Here is a 19,601-nt window from a genome sequence, read left to right as displayed (position 1 = left end):
TCTCCCGTAGTGGCTTCGACCCCTGTCTCTCGTCGAACGGTCTTTCGAAGCATCGCTCAACGATCGTACGTCGAGTGGCCGGCGTATCATTCGACACCGCTGTACGACCGAACATCGCTTGCGGGATTGGAATCGGATATCCGAACGGTTTCGGGCGCGTGGTTCGCCCACGAGAGCCACGACTCAATCGAGCAGTTCGTCTGTTCGCTACCGCTGGCCTACTTCAGATTCGAGCCCCATGACCGCTACGCGAAGTCGACCCGGTATGAGATGAACACGCTCTTTCGCATCTTCGTGCTGAAAGAGATCCACGGATGGAATCACGAGACGGCACTCGTTGAATACCTCGATAGCCACCCTGAACTTTGTAAGCAGTTCGAATTTGAGGCCGTTCCGAACCAGTCAACACTGTGGCGAAGTTGGCACGAGCGCTTCACCGCAGAGTTGCGGGAAACAATCGAGACTGCCGCACAAACGATTCTCATTACCGCCCAGAACGAAAGTGCCACTATTCCACGTCATCCGGAGCGGAGATCCCCACAGCGAGAGGACGACGGCAGGGGATCCGATTCCGACGATCAGACCGTCTTGGAACGAGCGGAACAGATCATCGACCACGTCAGCCGGATCGTCTTTCCGGTGTTCTCGTTAGATCGTGGTGAGGGTTGTGAGATTCACGAGAATGCCTACTGAGGGTTACAGACCTATCTCGGGCTGCGTAAGAACCTCGCTGCTAACGAGGGCGCTCGTAGCTTCATCCACGAGTCGACATGTGATCGGACGCCGCTTGGCCACGCCCACCGCGACCAGATTCGTGACCTCTCCATTGAGGGGATTCGCGAGATGTACCGACAGGCCGTCACCCGGCTACTGGATGAGGTCGGCCGAACAGAGGAGTTCTTTCGGGCGGGTATTGTCGCCATAGACATCACCGAAGCTGACCCGTTTACTGGCGATAGGACAGGCCACGAAGACGAGATCATCGGCACGAAAGAGAAGACCGACAAATACGCGTACCAGTGGGCGACGGTTCAGTTAGTCGGGAATGCTGTCCCGATTGTACTCGATGCGCGACCTGTGCGGCGGGGTGAGTCACGGAAGGAGTTCGTTGAGAATCTCTTGGACTCTGCTGAAGCGGCCGTTCATGTTGACAACGTCCTGATGGACCGGGAGTTCGACAGTCAGCACGTTCTGGAGATGATCGGCCAGCGGGGACTGTCGTATGTCGTTCCGAAGCGGATGCAGACCAGCGAGAAAGCCCAAGCAAAGCGGTTGCTTCGACGTGATCAAGGCCGGTACGAGGCCGACAGGAAGCTCCACCTCGGAAAAGACGAGTGGCACGAGACAACGCTGATCTACCGTCGAAAAGAGAACTCAGAGCACGACGATCACCGGCAGTATTCGGTGTTTATGACGAATCGGGGGAGCGGGCATCTCACTGATACTCACGGACATAAATGCGTAAAGACATCTGGAACTTTGATTCGGTTGAGTGTAGAGAGAGCATCATCACGAAGGTCGCCAAGCGTCTCGAACAGACGGTTCCCAAGTTCTTGATCGAGTTGTCGCCAGCACTCTTCCGCGGGGTTCACCAGAGCTGAACCCCGCGGAAGGTAGCATAGTTCGATCGGTGTGTCTTCGACGAATTCCTGGACTGCGTTCGCCGTGAAATACGAGGCGTTGTCCAAGACGACGCAGATTTTCTCACCGAACTCTGTCTGGAGTGCGTCTAGCAAGCGGATCGTCGTGTCGCTGTTAAAGTTCTCTGCACACGGCAGAAAGAACGTCTCGCCGGAATCGCTGACTGCACCGAGCAGCTTGATGCTATCCCACGCGCCCGTCACCGAGAGTGACGGGCGCTCTCCTTCCGGAAACCACGCATAGATTAACGTCGAGAGTACCTGGCGCGTCTGATCGATGGTCAGGATTGTGTATTCGTCGTCCAGGTCGTTGCGCTTTTTTTGAAGCCTTCTTGCCAGGCTTCTTGGGCTCTCTCGTCGGATTTGTAGAACTCCGGCCGGGCTGTCTTCCAGGACAGCCCGGCCTCAGACATCAATCGTCGGACGTGTCGCTCACAGTACTCAACGTCAAATTCATCGGAGAGATAGTGACGAGCTAGTGGAACAGACCACGCGGGCGCGTTTAGTCCAACTTCTTCGGGTGAGGCGTGAAGTACCTCAACGAACTGGTCGTGCTGTTCATCAGCGAGTTCAGTTGGTCTGTCTTCACGCGGATCGTCGTAGACGACTTGCTCGACCGGCTCATCAGCGAGCCGGTCGAGCCGGCCAACCCAACGAGACAGCCATGGATCGGTGTATCCGTACCGTTCAGCTATCTCTGCCATCGTCGCGTCGTCTTCTTCGAGGTAGTTGACCACCGCCATCAGCCGCTGTGTCGGCTTCTTGTCCTCGACCTCCGCGAGAGCGTCGCGGAGGTCGTCGAGGGTGGCAGCGTCAAGCGTGGCCATACCCTATAATTACACTCTAGCCTAAAGGATATTCAGCCGACAGTATCAACGACCAGCCCGTCACCGTCTATGCCTACCGGACCGCCGGCCACGATGAATGGAACCCCGCACGAGTATCCTGTCAGGACTACGGCCGCGACGAGATCAGGACGCCCACGCTCGGCGCGGGGGAGGTCGTCGCGACCGCCGTACTCGGTGTCCTCCAGCTGGCAGCCTCGCAGTCGACGCGGCTGGTGCTCACGGAGATCGGCGTGGAGGCATATAGTCCACCCGCGGACGGGACTGGGCCGTAGACGGTTGGTCACAGGCAATCACTACTTCTGATGCTACTAGCATCAGACCTGAACTGCTAGATTTATCTACTCAGAGCGCGTTTTAGTAGTATTCAGAAATGTTCTGAACCTCACCATGCCACGAAATCAGAAGTACGCTGTCGATCTGTCCGCTGACGAACGCGCCGAACTGAACGCGATGCTTTCCTCTGGAACGTACAAGACGCGCGTTCTCACACGTGCACGGTGTCTCTTACACGCCGATGACGGCTTGACTGACCAGCAGGTCAGTGAAGCCGTCGGCTGTCATCCCGGAACGGTCGGACGCATCCGCAAACGCTACACCGAGGACGGCCTCGCGGCGATCACTCGCCGCAAGGCCGACCGCATCTACGAGCGCAAACTCGACGGACGCGAAGAAGCACACCTCATCGCCTTGGCGTGCAGCGACCCACCAGAAGGACACTCTCGCTGGTCACTGCATCTCCTTGCCGACGAACTCGTGACTCTTGACGAGATCAACGTCGAGTCGATCTCTCACGAAACCGTGCGACAGATCCTAAAAAAACACGACTGCACCCTCACCGATCCAAATCTTGGGTAATTACGCCCGAGAACAGCGCCGCCTTCGTCTGCAAGATGGAGGACGTTCTCGATCTCTACCACGAACCCTACGACGAAAAGCGTCCAGTCGTCTGTTTTGACGAGTCCAACAAGGATCTCCACAAGCATGTCCGCGACCCGCTCCCGGCGCGACCGGGAGCGGTCGCTCGGTACGATTACACCTACGAACGCAACGGTACACGGAATCTGTTCATGATGAGCGAGCCACTGACCGGGTGGCGACACGTTGATGTCACAAAACGCCGCCGCAAGCAGGAGTTCGCTGAGCAGATGCGGTCACTGGTTGATGAGCACTACCCGGATGCGGACTGCATCCGGGTGGTGCTGGACAATCTTTCGTCGCACCAGCGGTACGCCCTCTACGAGTTTCTGCCAGCAGCCGAAGCGAATCGAGTGCTGTCAAAGCTGGAGTTTCACTTCACGCCAGAGCACGGCAGCTGGCTCAACATGGCCGAAATCGAATTCAGCGCACTCACGACAGAATGCCTCGACCGACGCATTCCTGACGCAGCGACACTCCGAGCGGAGGTCGCTGCGTGGGAACGAACTCGCAACGACGATGACTCTGCTATCGACTGGCAGTTCACGACCGACGATGCACGCATCAAACTCCGCCAGCTATATCCAGCAAATCATGATTGAAGCGGCACTAGTGAGGGACTCAACCGCTGGGGGGATGGTTCGCTGGAGACAGGGGTGGCACTGTTCACAGGCCATCAGCGTTTTTCAACAACCGCAGCAGCATACCTAGAGTCAGCACCATTGCGACGACGAACGCAGTTGCGATAATAAGCGTGCCTGTACCGACCATACCCGTTCTCAGGTATGTGACTTCAATAAGATACCGGGCTGATGCCCTTCACTCCAGTAGAGCGTGTCATAGAAAACGTCTCACGGTGCTACAATAGTGTGTGTCGGGTTCGTAATCCGATTAGTTACGCCATTCGTTGATGAATGTCGGGGCGATGACGCCAACGCCGAGGAGCACGGCGAAGTGAACCCATTCCTTATCAGTCGTCATGAATACGGTAATTCTATTCACGGGATTTGTAGCAAGCAGTTGGCCAATACAGTTTTGAAATAAAAGCCAGTGGATTATAAGTATCTACGAAGAAGTAATTTCACATAAGGCTACTATAATGGATTCTGATAAGAAAATAACCGATGAAAACAGACGACAGGTCGACGGAACACAGCTGACCAGCGAAATTGGCATCGACCGGCGCGAGATACAGTGGCGCAAGGACTTCACTGGTCTCGACCACGAAGACGAACAGACCCTCGCGGAGATGTCCGATACTTTCGACCGAATCAAGGAGGGCCTGGTCGACGACTTTTACGACCACCTTCAGCAGTCTGACAAGACGATGGAGATTATCGGGTCCTCGACAAAGGGCGTCGAGCAACTCAAGCAGACTCAGCGCCAGTATCTCCAAGACCTTGGCAGCGGGGAGTACGGCCCCCAGCACTTCGAGCGGCGGGCCCGTATCGGAAAGATTCACGACATGCTCGATTTGGGGCCGAAAATCTACCTTGGCGCCTATACCATCTACTATGAGGGCATCATGGAGGCAATCGCCGAGGATGTGAAGGAGCATCTGGTTGCCGCCGATGGGGGAACTACGGCCCGATCCGGCGAGAGTCAGCAAGCGGGTCATGCGGCCGGGACACTTAATCCGGAGGAAGCAATCGACGAAGTCGTCGAGCGGTCGCAAGCGGCACTGAAACTGCTGAACCTCGACCAGCAGGTGGCGATGGACACCTACATTCACTCGTACAGCCAAGACCTCAAACAGGAACTGGACCGGCAAGCCGAAGTCACCCGCGATGTCGAACAACATGTCGAAGAGGCCCAGCAGACAGCCGACAGCGTGGCCGACAGCGCCGAATCGATGAACGAGATGGCTGACAGACAAGTCGGAGCAATGAGCGACGTAGCCGGCGAGGTGTCGAACATGAGCGCGACTATCGAGGAAATCGCGTCGACGGCCGACAAGGTGGCGTCCACCAGCGAACGGGCAGAGACTATGGCTGAACAGGGGCAGGAGGCCGCTGACGAAGCTATCGATATGATGGACCGAGTCACCGACTCGTCTCAGGCAGTTACTGACGACGTGGGGGCACTCCAAGACCGCATCGAGGAAATCGACGAGATCGTCGAGGTAATAAATGACATCGCAGAGCAGACGAACATGCTGGCATTGAACGCTTCCATCGAGGCCGCTCGTGTGGGGGAGGCTGGTGAGGGATTCGCGGTGGTCGCAAACGAGGTGAAATCGTTGGCTGAGGAGTCACAGGAGCACGCCAGCGAGATCGAAATCATGGTCGAGCAGATTCAGGAGGACACCGATAAGACAGTCAAGAACCTCGACAGAGCGACCGAACAGGTCACACGCGGTACCGAGAAAGTCGAAGTGGCGATGGAAACACTCCAAGAGATTGTCGATGCCATCAAGAAAACCTCAACGGGGATCCAAGAGGTATCGGAAGCGACCGACGACCAGGCGGCTTCGACCGAAGAAGTTGCCAGCATGGTTGACGAACTCGTTGAACAGGCCGAGCAGATGGCCGACGAGACGGAGGCAGTTGCCGCCGCCAATGAACAGCAGGCAGCGAAAGTGCGGGAAATAAACGAGACGGTCCAGCGTCTGACAGACGAGAAATAGGTACGTGACGCAGGTCAGAAACGCACCGATCAGTAAGCACGCCCACTGACCGGTTTTCAGCTAGCTGGTTGAATAAAGAAATCGTATTCACAACAACTGTTATCAGTTACAGCTGTTGTGCCGTACACCGATACGAGAGCGATTATGACGAAGACTGCTGTAATCTTGGTTTCTGTGCTGACCAGGCTATTCGACCTTGTGGAGGGCTGTTCTGACACGTTCAATCGTTCAGCTGCATAATCCATATACTTTTTCTACAATTTCAGAGCCAGCAACTACCGCTGACCGAGCCCAGAGCAAGAATCAAAACTGTCTACTGAGCAACTGCGAACGATTCTATGACACGCTCCTCCAGTACCCTTCAAACTAATTAGTACAGAGGACAGACTTATCCTTCAGTCAGGGGATGCGTGCCCCAGCGCTCCCGTGATGACTCCTACTCAACTCGACTATTCGGGTCAAGTATGTAATAGATGATAGCAATCGTGAGAGCCATCAATGCTGCCTGAAACGGCAGCCGATCGCCGGATGATGAACGGACGCCCCGCATACTAGATACAAACTTTATGTATAAAGCCTGTTAGGATACTGGTGGCGGCAGAACACCAGTCCGCTCATGCAGTGGTCATGATGAGACGGTCCGTTCTGCCCATCACAAAATCGGGCACTCACCCCGTGTGTCCGGCCATTCAATCCCCCTTTTCAACACCACCATAGCGCAAGCGCCAGACTCACTCTACTCGCGATAGCTTTCGCTAACCGGCTTTCGTTTTCGTGATTCTATAACAAACAACTGCAGTGCGAACAAAGGAACAACAGGGTGGGGTGCCGACCTACCAGCGTTGTGATACGCTAAGTTGAGTGAGCGTATTCAGAAGATCCAGTAGTATCCCAAGGGCTGAGTGACCTACAATCCAAGGAGTGTGTCTCACTACATCTCGTCGGAATATGCGAATAGTCTCTCTTTTCCGCTTAGCTCGTTTGCCAACGTACCCTCTAATGATTCTGCATACTCTCGCGAGTCACAGGTCTGTACTTTGACTAAAGCTCGTGGTGGGAGTGTATTCGTGAAGTTCACACCACTCTTGTCTGTTCCACTTAGATGCTCCCGAATACGGTTAGCGACGTTGTCGGTTGAACCAACGTAATAGACGCGTTTGTTCTGATTCAGTGCGTGTATTGCCTGCTCCTTTGGCTCCAGATCTGAGACCGAACTTCCCGCCTCAATTTTGGTTCGAACTGCTCTACGACGACCCCGGATCTTGCTGTTTTCACCGTCAATAGGCGGCGTGCAATCTAACACATACACGAAGTATGACGGCTTCGTGGTGTCGAACTCCGCTTCGACTTGATGTATCGCAGAGGGAGACTCGAGATCAGCAACAATGTCGAACGGAGTTCCGGGCGTTTGAGATCGGTCTGGGGGACGTTCGACGAATTCATCTACATCCAAAGGGAGGGTCGTTGGTGTATGAAGTCCTACTCCCTGGTCGAACTCTTCACGAAAGGCGTCCACAGCAACGATACACTCCGCGAAGTCCTGTTTCACTAGTCTCTCAACCGGCTCGTACAACGGACGTCCGACCTGCTCATGTAGCAGTAGCTTCAGTGCGATGGCTCTCGTTGCAACGCGAGAGGTGTCGTCAGAATAATCCTCACTCCTCCGAGCGTACGCAACCGGTCGTGTCTCTGGTCTAAGTTCGGCAAACATCGCCATTGTGAGCGGGTTCACGCTCGTTGCCCGTTTACCAAGCCTATCTGCCAGGGTGTCGATTAGTTCAGTTTTCGTGTGCTCATTCTGAAGCTGGTAGATCTTCTCACGAAAATCAGCCATAGTGGATTTGTCTTATATTTGAATTTATATGAAACTACTTGCTTTCGTTTAGGATGTGGGATTAGAGCGAATACCACGTAAGCATGGTTTTCGGGTCTACTACCGTGCTACAACCTCTGTATTCGCCACACCTAGCGAAACCGCTCACCACAAGAGTTCGTTGGGACTCTCGGCCGAAACGTCTCCGTGTCGGACGAGTCACACACGGACAGGTATCTGAAACTGGTATCGTGTTACTCACCGAGACAAGCCCCCTGGAATCCAGTAGTGGCCGTTGTCAGTGTGGAGTCGTCTCTCGGAGACGGTGGCCTCGTGAGCCTCAACCACGTCGTCGACGTCGGCGTTGCCGTGGGAGGCGAGGATCAGCCGGACTAGCCGTTCGGGGACGCGGCCGGCCTGCAGACCGCCAGTCTGGTGGTCGGCGACGCACACGACGCGGTCGACGCTCGTCGAGTGCTGGCGGTCGTCCCATTTAGTCATGACGAGGATTCGGACCACTCCCGGTTCCAAGAGCGGGGTCGGAGAACTGTCGCCGCTGGCGGTCACCCGTCCCGCGCTCTCGCTCGATGGCGAGCCCGTCATGTCTCGCGCCACTGCCGGAGGTGGAAGGACTTCTCCGGCCAGCTCATACTCGAACTAGAGACGGAGACCGCAGGCATCCAGATGCCAGGAGTCGTTTAAGTTATTCTGGCGACAACGGATAGATACGAAAGACTTCTCGCCGGACCTCACACCTCCTCGTGAGTACTGTTTCTCTCCGGAGAGCCGTCGTCACGACGAAAGAGCATCTAAGAACGAGGCCGACGCCGACCGGGCAGTTAGATATCGAGGGTGAGTCGGTCGGCGAGGTCGTTGGCGTCAAGGATGTCCGCGAGCACGCGCTCGACGGTGTCGCCCACCGTCGAGGAGAACACCCAGCCTGCAACGAGCAGCGCGAAACCGCCCGTACGAGAGACGTGGACGAGCTGTCGGTAGGGGTCGATGTAGACGCCAGCCCGACTCAGTCCGACCGTCGACATGAGGACCGTGATGACGAACCTGACCGCCATCATGGCTCCGGTCTGCGCCTGTATCTTCGTAAAACGAGCGTCGAGAGACTACCGGAAGACACCACGCATACTGGCGAGTCTCTTCTTGATGGTTCTGACCATCGGATGAGCGGGCGTTGCATTCGGTGGCTCCTCGAGATCCGGCAGGTTGTAGATCGCGTAGACCAGCCATAGCACGAGAGCGATCGGCATCTCTGGTGGTACCGACCCTGGGTTTGCGAGTGGATTGATCCCATGGAGTGCCGTCGACACGCCGATCATGGTTGCTGCCATCAGGATGCCACCGACAAGGACGAGCGCTTCCCGCCAAGATGGGAATGCCGCCCGGTCGTCGTATGCGAGGCCGTCTTTCTCGCGTTCGATGCGGGCTTTTGCGAGCAGGGCTGAAATCCGCGCTGGCCCCGTGCCCGGAAGCCATACGCCGACGAACTCCCCGAGTGAGGTCTGGTCGTCTTCATCCTCGTCATCACGCTCGGCGGCGCGCGCTTCCTCGATCTCCTCCGGCGAGAGGACGACATCGCTCGGGAACGCTGTCGCAAAGTGCTCGTGAGCAAACTTCCGGAAGTGGTCGCGTTTACGGTGCTCTGTCAAATAGTGTTTGTCCACGATATCCGGCGACGCGCTTGCCTGAGCGTCCGCGACGAACTCAACCTTCGCGAGATACGCCTCCTGGGCGTCATAGAACTCGTTGTACCAGAACTGCCGGAAATTCTTCGGCGTCGGTTTCGAGCCATCTGGCAACTGGACATCGGCCCGGTCAACGATATTCTCGATCTGATTTCGGACCCAGGTAGTCGAGCGAGTTCCATCCTCAGACTGGTCGCTAGGGAACAGCATCTCGTACCCGTCTTCGGCCAGCTCCTCGATATAGAGGTCGAAGTAGTCCACGCCAGCCATGATCGGGACGACTCCCGGCCCGTTCTTCCGGTCGTCATCGAGGCAAATCCGAGGGTCAGTTTCGTCGAGGATGATGTCCTCCTGAGCGTTGATAATGAGCGGCCCCTTGGTGCGCAGTCCCGAACCAGCCAGCGACAAGACCAGAATCTTTTCCTCAAGCGTTTCAGTCACTTCCCAGCACTCCCGTACCTGGGCCGGCGTGAGTTTCAATTCTGGTGACTCACGATTATATTCCCATCCCATCCGTGGAAGAAGCTGCTTTGCAGGATTTGAATCAACCTCCCCCATCATCTTCCAGTAGTCATAGAATGCGATGAGTGCATAGGCGAGGTTGCTCCGGCTACCTTCCGACGGGTACTGTCGATTCAGCTCTTGGAAAATTTTCAGAGTGAGACGGACGTTTTTGCCCTTCGGAGCACGCGCCGGTCGCAAGAGATTGCTCGAGCCAAGAGCATCACGACAGACTTCCTGAAGCTTCCGCATGTACGTCCAGGTATTTGACATCGAATCAGGATTATCTAACCTGCTGAATACTTCCTCTTCCTTCTCAAGGAAGTCTCGAACCAATTCATTTGTCTCGGCGTGTGAACCTGGGAGTGGCTTACGTCCCCTCGATTCGAACCCACACTCCTCAAGGAGAACCTCATCAACGGTCTTGCCTTCACGCTCCGCGTAGTTTCTGATGCCACTGAAGCCGTGGTCTACGAGCCAACTATGAGTCGGTTTGACATCCGGAGGTTTATCCTCCACTTTGAGGATTTCACGGACCTCCGCCCGAAATCGCCGTCGAACGTACCCCGAGGTCCACTTTCGGTCCGACATATTTGCCCGACTATAATAAGATATATTACAAAAGTTTAGTGGTGGTGGAACTCATTGAAGACACAAAACCCTCCGACGGGTAGTGATTTTCATTGTGGAAAACCCAAGGAAAATTCGGCGGACGCCCCGACGCCCTCGTGTGGTGGTACTAGCACAGTCCAACCAAGCCAGCAACCCCCAGAACTAAAACCGCCCGACAGCACCGCGGTCAAGTAATCAAAAGAACGTGTGTTTTTCCTCGGGGACAGATAGAGGCGTTCCCGATGCCGGATGAAGAAGATATGAAAAAACACCGAGATAAAATACAAAATCTCTCGGAATCGTTATGGGCAGGAATGAAACGGATGTTTGAGGAAGAAGGCGTAATTCATGCAGTAGAATTCAAGCCTCTGATTAACCAGATCGACGAATTAGTTGGTGATCTGTACGATCTCGATACTGATGAGGTTGAATTTCTCAAAGAGTATCATGCCGAGTACGGGCGTGGCCTGGACGATAGTGACTCCGCCTCTCTAGACGATTTTCTTGAAGAGGAGGAATGTGGAGAAGTAGTTACCGACGACTAACCGAATTCAAACTGACTTCCGTGAAGGCTGTTCATAGGCGTTGACCGAGACTACACGCTCGGGTGGGTAGTAGGCGACCGGAACATGGCCGCTGTCGAGCTCACCGCCGTGAGAAGGTCCGATGCATCTTATCCATCCCTCGTCAACAATCTCCCAGTCGTCGTATTGTCTCTCGATCTCACCGTCGTCATGCTTACTCACGAGATGGACTACGACTCCTTCTGTTCTCTCGTCCGTCATAATAACGATGTTGAGGTCGTGACAGTTGGTTGTTCCGCAGTCATGCTGTGGTCGTGATTATCGCGCTAATCGGCTACACCTCCGCCGCGTTTCGAGTATCTAACCGGTGGTGATGCGAAGAACACTATTAGACAAATCGCTCGTGAAGCAGATTGTTGGTGAAAACTCGCTCGTTCAGGGTAGTTCCACGAAGCCACGATTCAGACGGGTATAGGGCCGTTCTGGAAGGGTAGTTCGAGCAATCCTAATTTGGCAAAATCGTAAGATAGCTTGCCACCAAAGAGCGAGCAGCGAATCTACGCGTACAAGAGCTGAGTCATGTCGCGAGCTGAAGAACAGTCAGATATGATTACTGGGAGCGACCAATAGCATCAGTCTTCAACGTAGGGTTCGAGGAACGTTGGCATGGCATCAAGGATCGTATCTCGCTTCTCCTCTGTATAGTTATCATAGATGGCGATGATGTCCTCTTTGCTGTCGCCACGGATGTACTTCGTTAGTGCAGTATCAGTCGATCACATCGGCGGCCGCGTAATCTTGTCTGGTGGCGGTGAATCAGATCGAACTGGTTGTGGAGCGTCTTCGAAGCGCTGGTGAGTGTAATCTTCGGGATGGAACGTCGCTGTCGGCGGCGGACTGCCGCCGACGCGACAGCGTCGCCACTCACGACAGCTGTCCGGACCGGTGGACAGCTACCCTACCGGAAGAACCGGTCGTTGAGTGGCTGATTCGCTGGAACAGCCCTGCGCACACCAAGCGCTGTCCAAGCGGCCCGCAGCACCATCTCACAGAACTCAGTGAACGACCATTGCCAGAGGCGGCGCCCCCCGCGGCGGGGCGCCGCCACGTACCGCCAGTGAAGATACCGCCAGCTGTTCTGCAGCAGCAGGCTCACGACAAACATCACCAGCCGCAGCCCAGCGTCCTGAGAACTGGTGAACGCGAGGCTCTGCTTGGCTAAGCGGTAGCTTGACTCGATGCCGAAGCGCTTGCTGTAGTGTTCCCGTGCATCCCGCGGCGTGTCGATAAACGGCGCGTCAACGGCGTAGCCGTGACGCGCCACCCCGTGTTCGTCGTATCGTCCTTGCTGGTAGACGCAATCGATGAACACAGGAAACGTCACCTCGCCGGCGAGATCGTGTTCGATCTCGCGGCTCCAGCCTCTGCTCAGTTCTTCCTGAATCGTCTCGCCCCACTTGACGATCGGCATCACGTAGGCGTAGTTGTGCGCGTACAGCAGTCCGAGACAGGTGCTGTTGTAGAATCCGCGATCAAGGTAGACGGCCTTGACGCCGAGGTCAAGGCCGTCGAGGAGTTCAAGAAACTCAGCGAGGACATCGCTGGTGGTGTCGCCAGCGACAAGCTGGCGCACCGCCAGCGTGTACCGCTTGTTGCGTACCCGCGCGTAGAGAGTCGCATACGCGTGGAACGCCGTTGTTCCGCGTTTCGCTTCCGAGAAGTACAGCGCTTCTGTCTCGTCTTCGTCGCCGTAGTAGGGATCGAGGTGGAGGTCGGCGACGACCTCCACCGGCCGATCCGGGAGTGTCTCAACCGCATCTCGTTGGAGGAGCGTGTCTCCAACCGCCTCAACAGTGTCAAGGTCGAACTGATCGGTGAGATGTCCCCGGACGGTGTTGGCGTGCGGTGAGTCGTCTGTCGTTTCGCAGACGTGGTTGATTGAGGTCCCGCCGGCGCTGGCGCCGGCGAGGACCTCATACAGTTTCTCTGTGGTGACTTCGACGTTCTCGCCGAGACCTATCGCAAGTTCTTCGTCAAGGCTGTTGACGACAAAATTAAGCAGGTGCTCTTCCTCTATCTCGCTGTCTGCTTCGGGTTGTTGCACATCCTCCCAAAGCAGACACTTCCTCTAACCCGATGTGATCGACTGACTATGGGGATCTCTATCTCTGGATTCAACGACCTGAAACGGCACCACATGAAGAACTGACGAATGCCCTACGCCGTCTCCAATACCTCGAGATTGGGACCGCACATCAGCTAGTTCTGAATTTACTGCATAGATGGGATTCGGACGATCTCTCGATGGAGGAGCTACTCGAGATTCTACATGGGCTGGAAAGCTTCGTTCTCCGCCGGTTTATTTGCGGTCGGAGTACCCGAGGCTACTACCGGACATTCCCGATAGCTGCGCGCTCTATCGAAGCCGACGATGCGAAGGAATCTCTATTTACCTATCTGGAAAGTCAAGGGTGGCCGGATGACGCTGAGCTTCTCGATAGTATTCACCGATTCGATATGTACAACCGCGACAAGAAGAAAACGTGGCTCGTTCTCCGAACACTCGAGGAGCAATTCGGACACCGAGAGCCAGTTCAGTATGATGAACTCACGATCGAGCACGTCATGCCGCAGACAATCGACGATAACGAATGGGGTGAGGAGTGGAAGGCGATGCTTGGCGACGAGTGGGAACGTATCCACGACCAGTGGCTCCACTCTCTCGGTAATCTAACGCTCAGTGGCTACAATCCGGAGCTCTCGAACCGACCGTTTGATGAAAAGCAAGAACTCTTGATGGAAAGTCACGTCGAGCTAAATGGATACTTCGAAGATCTTGATGAGTGGATCGAGGAGACAATTCGAGAACGGAATCAGGACCTAGCGGAACGGCTTGCATCCATCTGGCGAGTACCGTCAATCGACGAGGACTCGTAGTAACCAGTATCAATCCCGACATGTATCGTAGGCCGGTCCTCTCTATATACCGGGTTCAGTGGTATCTTTGGCATCGCGAACACCTCAACTACGTCTTCGAATCCGACGAGTAGTTGTGTATCCTACCGGCAGATGCCCACTACTAAGCCGTGAACCGACTAACTGAGTAGTCGCCCTTCTATTAGCCAACAATAGTCGTCGGTGTCGTATCCGCGTTGGTTAACGCGTGCAACATCCTCTCTGTACCTCGACGACCGCAGTGAGTTTATCGCCCCCTGAGGGTTGCGGGGGTACTCAAACGAGTACCTTCGAACAGACCCATGAGTGGAACCATCAACTCACAATCAGTCGAACAGACACGCCCGAGGAATGACCGCGACATCGTCTACGTCGGCTACCGACAGCGAGGACATGCCATCGTGGAGAAGCTACCTGGACAAGAACAGCTCACTCCGGAGCGGAGTCTCGAGGTGGCGAACCACAGTCCCTCGGGGTTCGAGTGGGGATATGGTGGGAGTGGCCCGGCGCAACTCGCGCTCGCACTCCTGCTCGATTTCACCGACGATGAGGAGGTTGCGCTAGCGCAATACACTGAGTTCAAAAACGAGGTTGTGAGCAAACTGGACTGCACTGGTCGCGACGGGCGCTGGCGACTCACCGGCAGTGACATCGACGCGGTCCTTCGCGAGACGTCCGACGAAGCAGTCGCACCGTCTATCTGAACAACGATCACCGAGAGCCACACATGTCGGAACACAAGCAGCCGTCTCGTGCGGATGTCGAATCGACAGCGAACGATGAGCGATCGTCGCCAACGGAGTACGTCGAACGCACTGACGTCGGTGTCTCGCTGACCGTAAAGCTCAAACGTGGAACCGGGACACGGGATGAAGACCAGATCAAGGCCAAGGTGAAGGCGAAAACGCTAGAAGATGCCCGCGAGGACATGGAGACGCTTCGAGCGTACATCCACGACCTCGCCAAGGACGCCCGCCAAATTCAACCCGAGGAAGAAGACGAGTAACTCGGCGCTGTTTTTCGTCGCCTCAGCAGGAGCGGAGGCGACACTCAGTGAGTAACTCGTCAGAGCAATCCCCGGTATCGAGTGGCCTATCACCAGAGCAGCGGCTTGAGCCACCAAATACGGGGCTTCTCAACGCCGGTATCGTGACGATCAACGACATGGAGACACTACGGGCTTGCGTTGCCTACGAGAACGCGAATCAGGAGCGAGTCCAGATCCTTCGGCGGCTCGAACACCGGGCCAACGAAATCCGCGCTGAGGAGGATTGAGACGACACTCGTAGGGCAGTTTTTCGGAGCCTCCAATGGGTGGAGGCTCGATTCACATGAGCGACCGACCGGAGATCGAGATTCAACAGCAGACCGCGTTCGGCGAGGATGGCCAGCTAGAAGTAACCGAAACGAGCGTCGAAACCTCCCTCGAGGACTTCGGCGCGGACGTGGATCACCACGACCACGATTCACGGCTCGATCGGCCAGCGGCGAGTGAGTTCGGCATCGACGACCGGCCCGAAGTAGAGCAATCGGCCGAGAGTGATCAATCTAACCTCTTCGCCGATACTGACGAGGATCAACAGACGCTCGCGGGCGAGCAGGCTACTGGACAGTGTCTCTTCGAGGACGGTGAGGCTGACGACACCTGCTAACTCGTCTTCGACCGCACTGGTGATGAACTAGAGATGTTCCCCCATAGCGGCTCAGGTCGTCGCTGGGTCACCAGTCGAATTCCTCGTGGATCTGCCGCCCCTCGTCGTTCAGAACAGGCCCGACGACGTCGCTGATGCCGTCGAGGATTTCTGCCGATTGAACCGACGGCTCGTTACCCGTGAATTCCGCGATCTCGTCGCTGCCGACGCTGTAGACGACCCGATCGAATCCGGCCTTGGCCATTCCCCCGGCACACATCGGGCACGGCTCCGTGCTCGTGTACATCACCGTCTCGGCACGTTCGCCCGGGTCAAGTTCTCGACACGCACGGTAGGCGAGATGCAGTTCGGGATGCCGGCGGATGTCGTTCTCCGTGACCTCACGGTTCGAGTCGGTCATGACGACCGTATCGCCGCGGACGAGCACGCTGCCGAACGGCTTGTCGCCGCGATCGGCGGCCTCACGAGCGAGTTCGAAGGTTCTGCGCAGATGTGAGTCATGGTCGAAGCCGTCGACGTTCGTGTCAGTCACATCTGTAGGCTGGTCCGAGCGGCCAGATAAGTCGTTGGGGGTGACGCGTAACAGCGTGATTCGAGAGCCGTCGAGCGACGGTCGTTTTTTGAGCGCCCGAGAGGGGCGCGGGCGCGAACGAACGTGCCCCCTAGAGGTGACCACGATGGAAAATACAGAAGAAACGGCAGCGCATCGGCTCACAATCACCGTCGACAGCATCGACCTCCCCGTCAACGAGGACGTACGCCATACATTCCTCAAAGATCTCCGCACAGAGCTCCGTGACCTGCTCGTGGAGAACCACGGTGTCGAGGTGAACCAGGACGACGTCACCGTCGCGACGGGCTACCGCTACGTGCAGGTCCCGGCGGAGTGTCCGCTCTGCGGCGAGCGACTCGACCTCTTGAGCGTCCACCTGGACAACGAGAACGGTGCATACGCGAGCGCGAAATGTCCCGACGAGAACTGCGAGTGGAGCGGTGACGCCGTCTATCGCATCATCGACCTCGAAGGCGGCGAGAGCAACGCCATCGAGAGCAGCGTCCTGACCGGCGAGATAACGCCGAGCTACGACCCGTACTGATGAATTCAATGGAAGATACCCCCACGTTCACGCGTATCGAACCGATCTGCCCTCGCGACGACTGCGACTCGCAGCTTGGTATCGGGAAACCTGTCTATGCGGGCGAGCAGACCGACATCGCCTACGCCGATGTGTGGTGTCTCGACGAGGCGTGCTCATTCACTGCCTGCGCGCAGTTCGCACTCGTCGATCTACTTCACGAGGAGGCACATTCACAGACGAGTCTCGTCCACGCCGGAGAGATCGAGCCACGAGAGGCTCGGTACCACCGATGAATTAACCAACAACAGGAGCGCCTACCTGCTGTTGTTGGTTAATAGTGGCGTCCGCTGCTGGGTTTTTTCTCGCCCCGAGAGCGGGCGCGGGCGATCATTCCCGCGTCTTCTGGGTGATTCGAGATGGCGCTTTCAACACCTCCGACCAGCAGCATCGCCACCGAAATTACAGCCGCTCGGCAGGCCGACCACGTAGCGTTTCTTCACCGCGTTCCCTTCGCACTTGACGCATTCCGTCTCGGCTTTCTCACGGGCTTTCGCGAGGACTGTACCTACCAACAAAAGCAGTACACAGACCTGGACCTACCGGTCGGGATGCTCGATAACGACTTTCGAAATCCCGACCTCGATCGATACGTCGAGCGGTTTTTCGAGTACGAACCGCAGGTCGGCGTGATCGGTGACGCCTACGGCGTCGACGAGGTCGACGAATACGTTTCTGCTGCCCGCGAGATCCAGGGCAGTTATCCAGCGGCGGACCTTGTGATTGTCCCAAAATGCCGGGCAGCGATTCACGCGGTCCCCGATGACCTCGTCGTCGGGTACTCGCGCGGCTACGCCGATCGGCTCGCCCACGAGTTCTCTGACCCTGCTGACTGGCGCGGGCGACGTGTCCACATTCTCGGAGGGAGTCCACCCAAGCAGCTTGACGTGATTGACCAGCTCACCCACCCGACGCTGACGGGTGACCCACCGGCCGATATCGTTGGCCTCGACTGGAACGGTGTCCATCGTGGGGCGCAGTTCGGCGAGTTCTGGACGCCCGACGGGTGGGACGACAGCGGTCGCGACGCCGATCATATGACGATTCGGAAGACCGTGCGCCACGGCCTCGCCCGAATTCGTGAGTTCTGGGAGTCGCAGGGCGTCTGGTCCGAGTCGACGCCCCAGGAGGACGGATCCGACCTCGCGTATCAGGGTCCGTCACCGGGCGATATCGAGAGCGCAGCCTGTACCGAGTGTGGCGCGAACGTGTGGACGACCGAGCGCGGTCCGTACGTCGCCGAGTACGACACGGGCGACATCTGTGGGTATTGCAGCTACGACTGCTACTTCTCGCACCGACACCGGAATCACCTCGAGGAACTCGCTGGCGAGCAAAGCGTGTGCTTTCCACCTGCGTGACGCCGCGACCGGTTTTTCGCGCCCTCCAGAGAGGGCGAGGGCTCGATCTTGAGCCTTCATCGTGCGGTGATCATATGAGTGAGCGACACCAGTCAGCGACAGCTGACGTCGACGGTATCGCTGTTGAGCCTACGAACGCACGAACTGGCGAAGTCGATGCGGCGGACGTTCCTGACGAGATCGCCGATATCACTCGGGCACTCGCCAGTCGCTCTCCACCGACGAACCCGATCGTCGTGTTGAAGGTCGCCCGATGGTGGTATCTACATGGTCGTGGCGTCGATGACCCGGTCTTTCAGTGGGCCATCGAATGGACGCGGAAACTCGCAACCGATAGACCCGGAGATACGAAGCGCTACAGTGCCTTCCTCGAGCATCTCGTGACAGTCGGCTTCGCTCCGGATCAACAAACACTCCGGGGCGGAGGAAACGGCTAAGATCGGACCGTCTCGGCGGTTTTCGACGTAAGTTGGTGGAGTAGACGTGCAGAAAGTAGAATATTTTCTCCTGAAATCCCCGTTTCATACGCCTCGGCGTCTCTGAACCAACGAGACGCGACGCTGGGGCTATTCTCCAAAGTACTCATCTGCGATGCGTGCGAGCGAATCGTCTGGATGTGATTCTGTGGTCTGTTCAGCTGCACTCAGTGGTTGGGCGAGTTCCAGAACACGAGTGACATCCGAGTCCGCTACCTGTGCGATGTTGAACCCCTCCTGGCCGCAGTAGTTCATCTGATCCGAGAACCGGTCCGCCCCGATCTGATCCTGAATCTCCCTGTACGAAATCTTTGGATCGAGTTCCTGCACGTCTGAGAACTCGAGCCGCGCACCGTCCGACTCGTCACGGGATACGCCACCAACGGTTAGCAGATGGCTGAGACATGCCCCGTGCTCGTCGACGCTCCCGGAACAGTAGAGGAGGACGTCGTCCCCCGGCGAAACACTCCGCCAGGCATTCCGTCGCCCGTATCCCTCTTGTTGCCAGAACGGACTCGCATTGAAGTACTCGCCGTGCCTAAGGGGTTCATCACAGAATCGAGGGCCCTTCGCACCCGCAACGTATCGAGGATCAGCATTTTCCCGGATAGAATGGCCGCTGACCTGAATGAGGAATGCCGACATACGCAGTTATCAGGAGCTAATCAGCCATCTCACTAATATTTCACCCACTGTTTTAGCCGCATTTGCTGTCGATATGCGCGTTCCACCAGCGTAACACAGAGAAGCGCTAGAAATTCTGACCAGTAACTGAGCAACCGCAGACAGAGTTTTTTGGCCCCCGAGGGGTGCGGGGCGCTTCGCGTTCGTGAGCGTTAGCCGCA

General features: G+C 56.6%; 20 protein-coding genes and 1 pseudogene. 12 read left to right on the top strand and 9 right to left on the bottom strand.

Going from position 1 to position 19,601, the window contains the following annotated elements:
• Positions 1-9 precede the first annotated feature (9 nt).
• Positions 10-1,476 (top strand): annotated as a pseudogene (locus tag EPL04_RS16510) (transposase); the annotation flags it as partial.
• Here the strand turns inward: EPL04_RS16510 and EPL04_RS16505 are convergent.
• A protein-coding gene (locus tag EPL04_RS16505; RefSeq protein WP_134672282.1) for an IS630 family transposase occupies positions 1,446-2,467 on the bottom strand; the annotation gives its coding sequence in 2 pieces (ribosomal slippage) (positions 1,446-1,961 and positions 1,964-2,467; 1,020 coding nt in all). The pseudogene EPL04_RS16510 and the gene EPL04_RS16505 sit on opposite strands and share 31 nt — an antisense overlap.
• A 408-nt stretch (positions 2,468-2,875) precedes the next feature.
• On the opposite strand from EPL04_RS16505, the gene EPL04_RS16500 reads away from it, so the two are divergent.
• Both EPL04_RS16500 and EPL04_RS16495 read left to right on the top strand, forming a co-directional pair.
• A protein-coding gene (locus EPL04_RS16500) for an IS630 family transposase (protein WP_209019652.1) occupies positions 2,876-4,005 on the top strand; the annotation gives its coding sequence in 2 pieces (ribosomal slippage) (positions 2,876-3,311 and positions 3,311-4,005; 1,131 coding nt in all).
• A 497-nt stretch (positions 4,006-4,502) separates the two neighbouring features.
• Positions 4,503-6,029 (top strand): globin-coupled sensor protein, encoded by a 1,527-nt coding sequence (locus tag EPL04_RS16495; RefSeq protein WP_134672281.1) that lies wholly within the window; start codon positions 4,503-4,505, stop codon positions 6,027-6,029.
• A gap of 931 nt (positions 6,030-6,960) precedes the next feature.
• On the opposite strand, the gene EPL04_RS16485 is transcribed toward EPL04_RS16495, so the two are convergent.
• From EPL04_RS16485 to EPL04_RS16470, 4 genes are all read right to left on the bottom strand, one after another.
• Entirely contained in the window at positions 6,961-7,863 is a 903-nt protein-coding gene (locus tag EPL04_RS16485) for a GIY-YIG nuclease family protein (protein ID WP_134672279.1), read from the bottom strand.
• A 237-nt stretch (positions 7,864-8,100) separates the two neighbouring features.
• Positions 8,101-8,361, bottom strand: a complete 261-nt coding sequence (locus EPL04_RS16480) for a hypothetical protein (protein ID WP_134672278.1) — start codon at positions 8,359-8,361, stop codon at positions 8,101-8,103.
• Between the two features lie 320 nt (positions 8,362-8,681).
• Positions 8,682-8,915, bottom strand: coding sequence for a hypothetical protein (locus tag EPL04_RS16475; protein ID WP_134672277.1), 234 nt, complete (start codon positions 8,913-8,915; stop codon positions 8,682-8,684).
• Positions 8,916-8,960: 45 nt separating this feature from the next.
• Entirely contained in the window at positions 8,961-10,631 is a 1,671-nt protein-coding gene (locus EPL04_RS16470) for a hypothetical protein (RefSeq protein WP_134672276.1), read from the bottom strand.
• A 263-nt stretch (positions 10,632-10,894) separates the two neighbouring features.
• On the opposite strand from EPL04_RS16470, the gene EPL04_RS16465 reads away from it, so the two are divergent.
• Complete coding sequence (locus EPL04_RS16465; RefSeq protein ID WP_134672275.1) at positions 10,895-11,197, top strand: hypothetical protein; 303 nt, start codon at positions 10,895-10,897, stop codon at positions 11,195-11,197.
• A gap of 6 nt (positions 11,198-11,203) precedes the next feature.
• Here the strand turns inward: EPL04_RS16465 and EPL04_RS16460 are convergent, their stop codons facing one another.
• Both EPL04_RS16460 and EPL04_RS16455 read right to left on the bottom strand, forming a co-directional pair.
• Positions 11,204-11,437: a hypothetical protein gene (locus EPL04_RS16460; protein WP_134672274.1), complete on the bottom strand. Its 234-nt coding sequence runs from the start codon at positions 11,435-11,437 to the stop codon at positions 11,204-11,206.
• Between the two features lie 697 nt (positions 11,438-12,134).
• Positions 12,135-13,280, bottom strand: coding sequence for an ISH3 family transposase (locus EPL04_RS16455; RefSeq protein WP_134672273.1), 1,146 nt, complete (start codon positions 13,278-13,280; stop codon positions 12,135-12,137).
• A gap of 200 nt (positions 13,281-13,480) precedes the next feature.
• Here EPL04_RS16455 and EPL04_RS16450 point away from each other — a divergent pair, with 200 nt between their 5' ends.
• From EPL04_RS16450 to EPL04_RS16430, 5 genes are all read left to right on the top strand, one after another.
• A complete protein-coding gene (locus EPL04_RS16450; RefSeq protein WP_134672272.1) occupies positions 13,481-14,113 on the top strand; it encodes an HNH endonuclease family protein in 633 nt (210 codons plus the stop codon).
• 320 nt (positions 14,114-14,433) lie between these two features.
• Entirely contained in the window at positions 14,434-14,835 is a 402-nt protein-coding gene (locus tag EPL04_RS16445; protein ID WP_134672271.1) for a DUF6166 domain-containing protein, read from the top strand.
• Positions 14,836-14,858: 23 nt separating this feature from the next.
• Positions 14,859-15,137 (top strand): DUF7389 domain-containing protein, encoded by a 279-nt coding sequence (locus EPL04_RS16440; protein WP_134672270.1) that lies wholly within the window; start codon positions 14,859-14,861, stop codon positions 15,135-15,137.
• Between the two features lie 47 nt (positions 15,138-15,184).
• Positions 15,185-15,406, top strand: a complete 222-nt coding sequence (locus EPL04_RS19265) for a hypothetical protein (protein ID WP_134672269.1) — start codon at positions 15,185-15,187, stop codon at positions 15,404-15,406.
• A 56-nt stretch (positions 15,407-15,462) separates the two neighbouring features.
• A complete protein-coding gene (locus EPL04_RS16430; protein WP_134672268.1) occupies positions 15,463-15,783 on the top strand; it encodes a hypothetical protein in 321 nt (106 codons plus the stop codon).
• Between the two features lie 67 nt (positions 15,784-15,850).
• Here EPL04_RS16430 and EPL04_RS16425 read toward each other — a convergent pair whose 3' ends face one another.
• Entirely contained in the window at positions 15,851-16,315 is a 465-nt protein-coding gene (locus EPL04_RS16425; protein ID WP_134672267.1) for a nucleoside deaminase, read from the bottom strand.
• 145 nt (positions 16,316-16,460) lie between these two features.
• Here EPL04_RS16425 and EPL04_RS16420 point away from each other — a divergent pair, with 145 nt between their 5' ends.
• The 3 genes from EPL04_RS16420 to EPL04_RS16405 all read left to right on the top strand — a co-directional run bounded on the left by EPL04_RS16420 (position 16,461) and on the right by EPL04_RS16405 (position 18,717).
• Entirely contained in the window at positions 16,461-16,880 is a 420-nt protein-coding gene (locus tag EPL04_RS16420) for a hypothetical protein (protein ID WP_134672266.1), read from the top strand.
• Between the two features lie 398 nt (positions 16,881-17,278).
• Positions 17,279-18,280, top strand: coding sequence for a DUF6610 family protein (locus tag EPL04_RS16410; RefSeq protein WP_134672264.1), 1,002 nt, complete (start codon positions 17,279-17,281; stop codon positions 18,278-18,280).
• 74 nt (positions 18,281-18,354) lie between these two features.
• Positions 18,355-18,717, top strand: coding sequence for a hypothetical protein (locus EPL04_RS16405; RefSeq protein WP_134672263.1), 363 nt, complete (start codon positions 18,355-18,357; stop codon positions 18,715-18,717).
• A gap of 129 nt (positions 18,718-18,846) precedes the next feature.
• Here EPL04_RS16405 and EPL04_RS16400 read toward each other — a convergent pair whose 3' ends face one another.
• The gene (locus EPL04_RS16400; protein WP_134672262.1) at positions 18,847-19,401 is read right to left on the bottom strand and encodes a hypothetical protein; all 555 of its coding nucleotides are present in this window, start codon (positions 19,399-19,401) and stop codon (positions 18,847-18,849) included.
• Between the last annotated feature and the right edge of the window lie 200 nt (positions 19,402-19,601).

The organism is Halorussus marinus (assembly GCF_004521895.1).
GTDB classification, from domain to species: Archaea; Halobacteriota; Halobacteria; order Halobacteriales; family Haladaptataceae; genus Halorussus; species Halorussus marinus.
The sequence above is the reverse complement of the archived record's forward strand: the minus strand, read 5'-3'. Positions and strand labels throughout refer to the sequence as shown.

Bases quoted from the DNA above. Each gene is read 5' to 3' on its own strand.
- EPL04_RS16495 (WP_134672281.1), top strand. From the start codon at position 4,503: ATGGATTCTGATAAGAAAATAACCGATGAAAACAGACGACAGGTCGAC.
- EPL04_RS16485 (WP_134672279.1), bottom strand. From the start codon at position 7,863: ATGGCTGATTTTCGTGAGAAGATCTACCAGCTTCAGAATGAGCACACG.
- EPL04_RS16475 (WP_134672277.1), bottom strand. From the start codon at position 8,915: ATGATGGCGGTCAGGTTCGTCATCACGGTCCTCATGTCGACGGTCGGA.
- EPL04_RS16470 (WP_134672276.1), bottom strand. From the start codon at position 10,631: ATGTCGGACCGAAAGTGGACCTCGGGGTACGTTCGACGGCGATTTCGG.
- EPL04_RS16465 (WP_134672275.1), top strand. From the start codon at position 10,895: ATGCCGGATGAAGAAGATATGAAAAAACACCGAGATAAAATACAAAAT.
- EPL04_RS16460 (WP_134672274.1), bottom strand. From the start codon at position 11,437: ATGACGGACGAGAGAACAGAAGGAGTCGTAGTCCATCTCGTGAGTAAG.
- EPL04_RS16450 (WP_134672272.1), top strand. From the start codon at position 13,481: ATGGAGGAGCTACTCGAGATTCTACATGGGCTGGAAAGCTTCGTTCTC.
- EPL04_RS16445 (WP_134672271.1), top strand. From the start codon at position 14,434: ATGAGTGGAACCATCAACTCACAATCAGTCGAACAGACACGCCCGAGG.
- EPL04_RS16440 (WP_134672270.1), top strand. From the start codon at position 14,859: ATGTCGGAACACAAGCAGCCGTCTCGTGCGGATGTCGAATCGACAGCG.
- EPL04_RS16430 (WP_134672268.1), top strand. From the start codon at position 15,463: ATGAGCGACCGACCGGAGATCGAGATTCAACAGCAGACCGCGTTCGGC.
- EPL04_RS16420 (WP_134672266.1), top strand. From the start codon at position 16,461: ATGGAAAATACAGAAGAAACGGCAGCGCATCGGCTCACAATCACCGTC.
- EPL04_RS16410 (WP_134672264.1), top strand. From the start codon at position 17,279: ATGGCGCTTTCAACACCTCCGACCAGCAGCATCGCCACCGAAATTACA.
- EPL04_RS16405 (WP_134672263.1), top strand. From the start codon at position 18,355: ATGAGTGAGCGACACCAGTCAGCGACAGCTGACGTCGACGGTATCGCT.
- EPL04_RS16400 (WP_134672262.1), bottom strand. From the start codon at position 19,401: ATGTCGGCATTCCTCATTCAGGTCAGCGGCCATTCTATCCGGGAAAAT.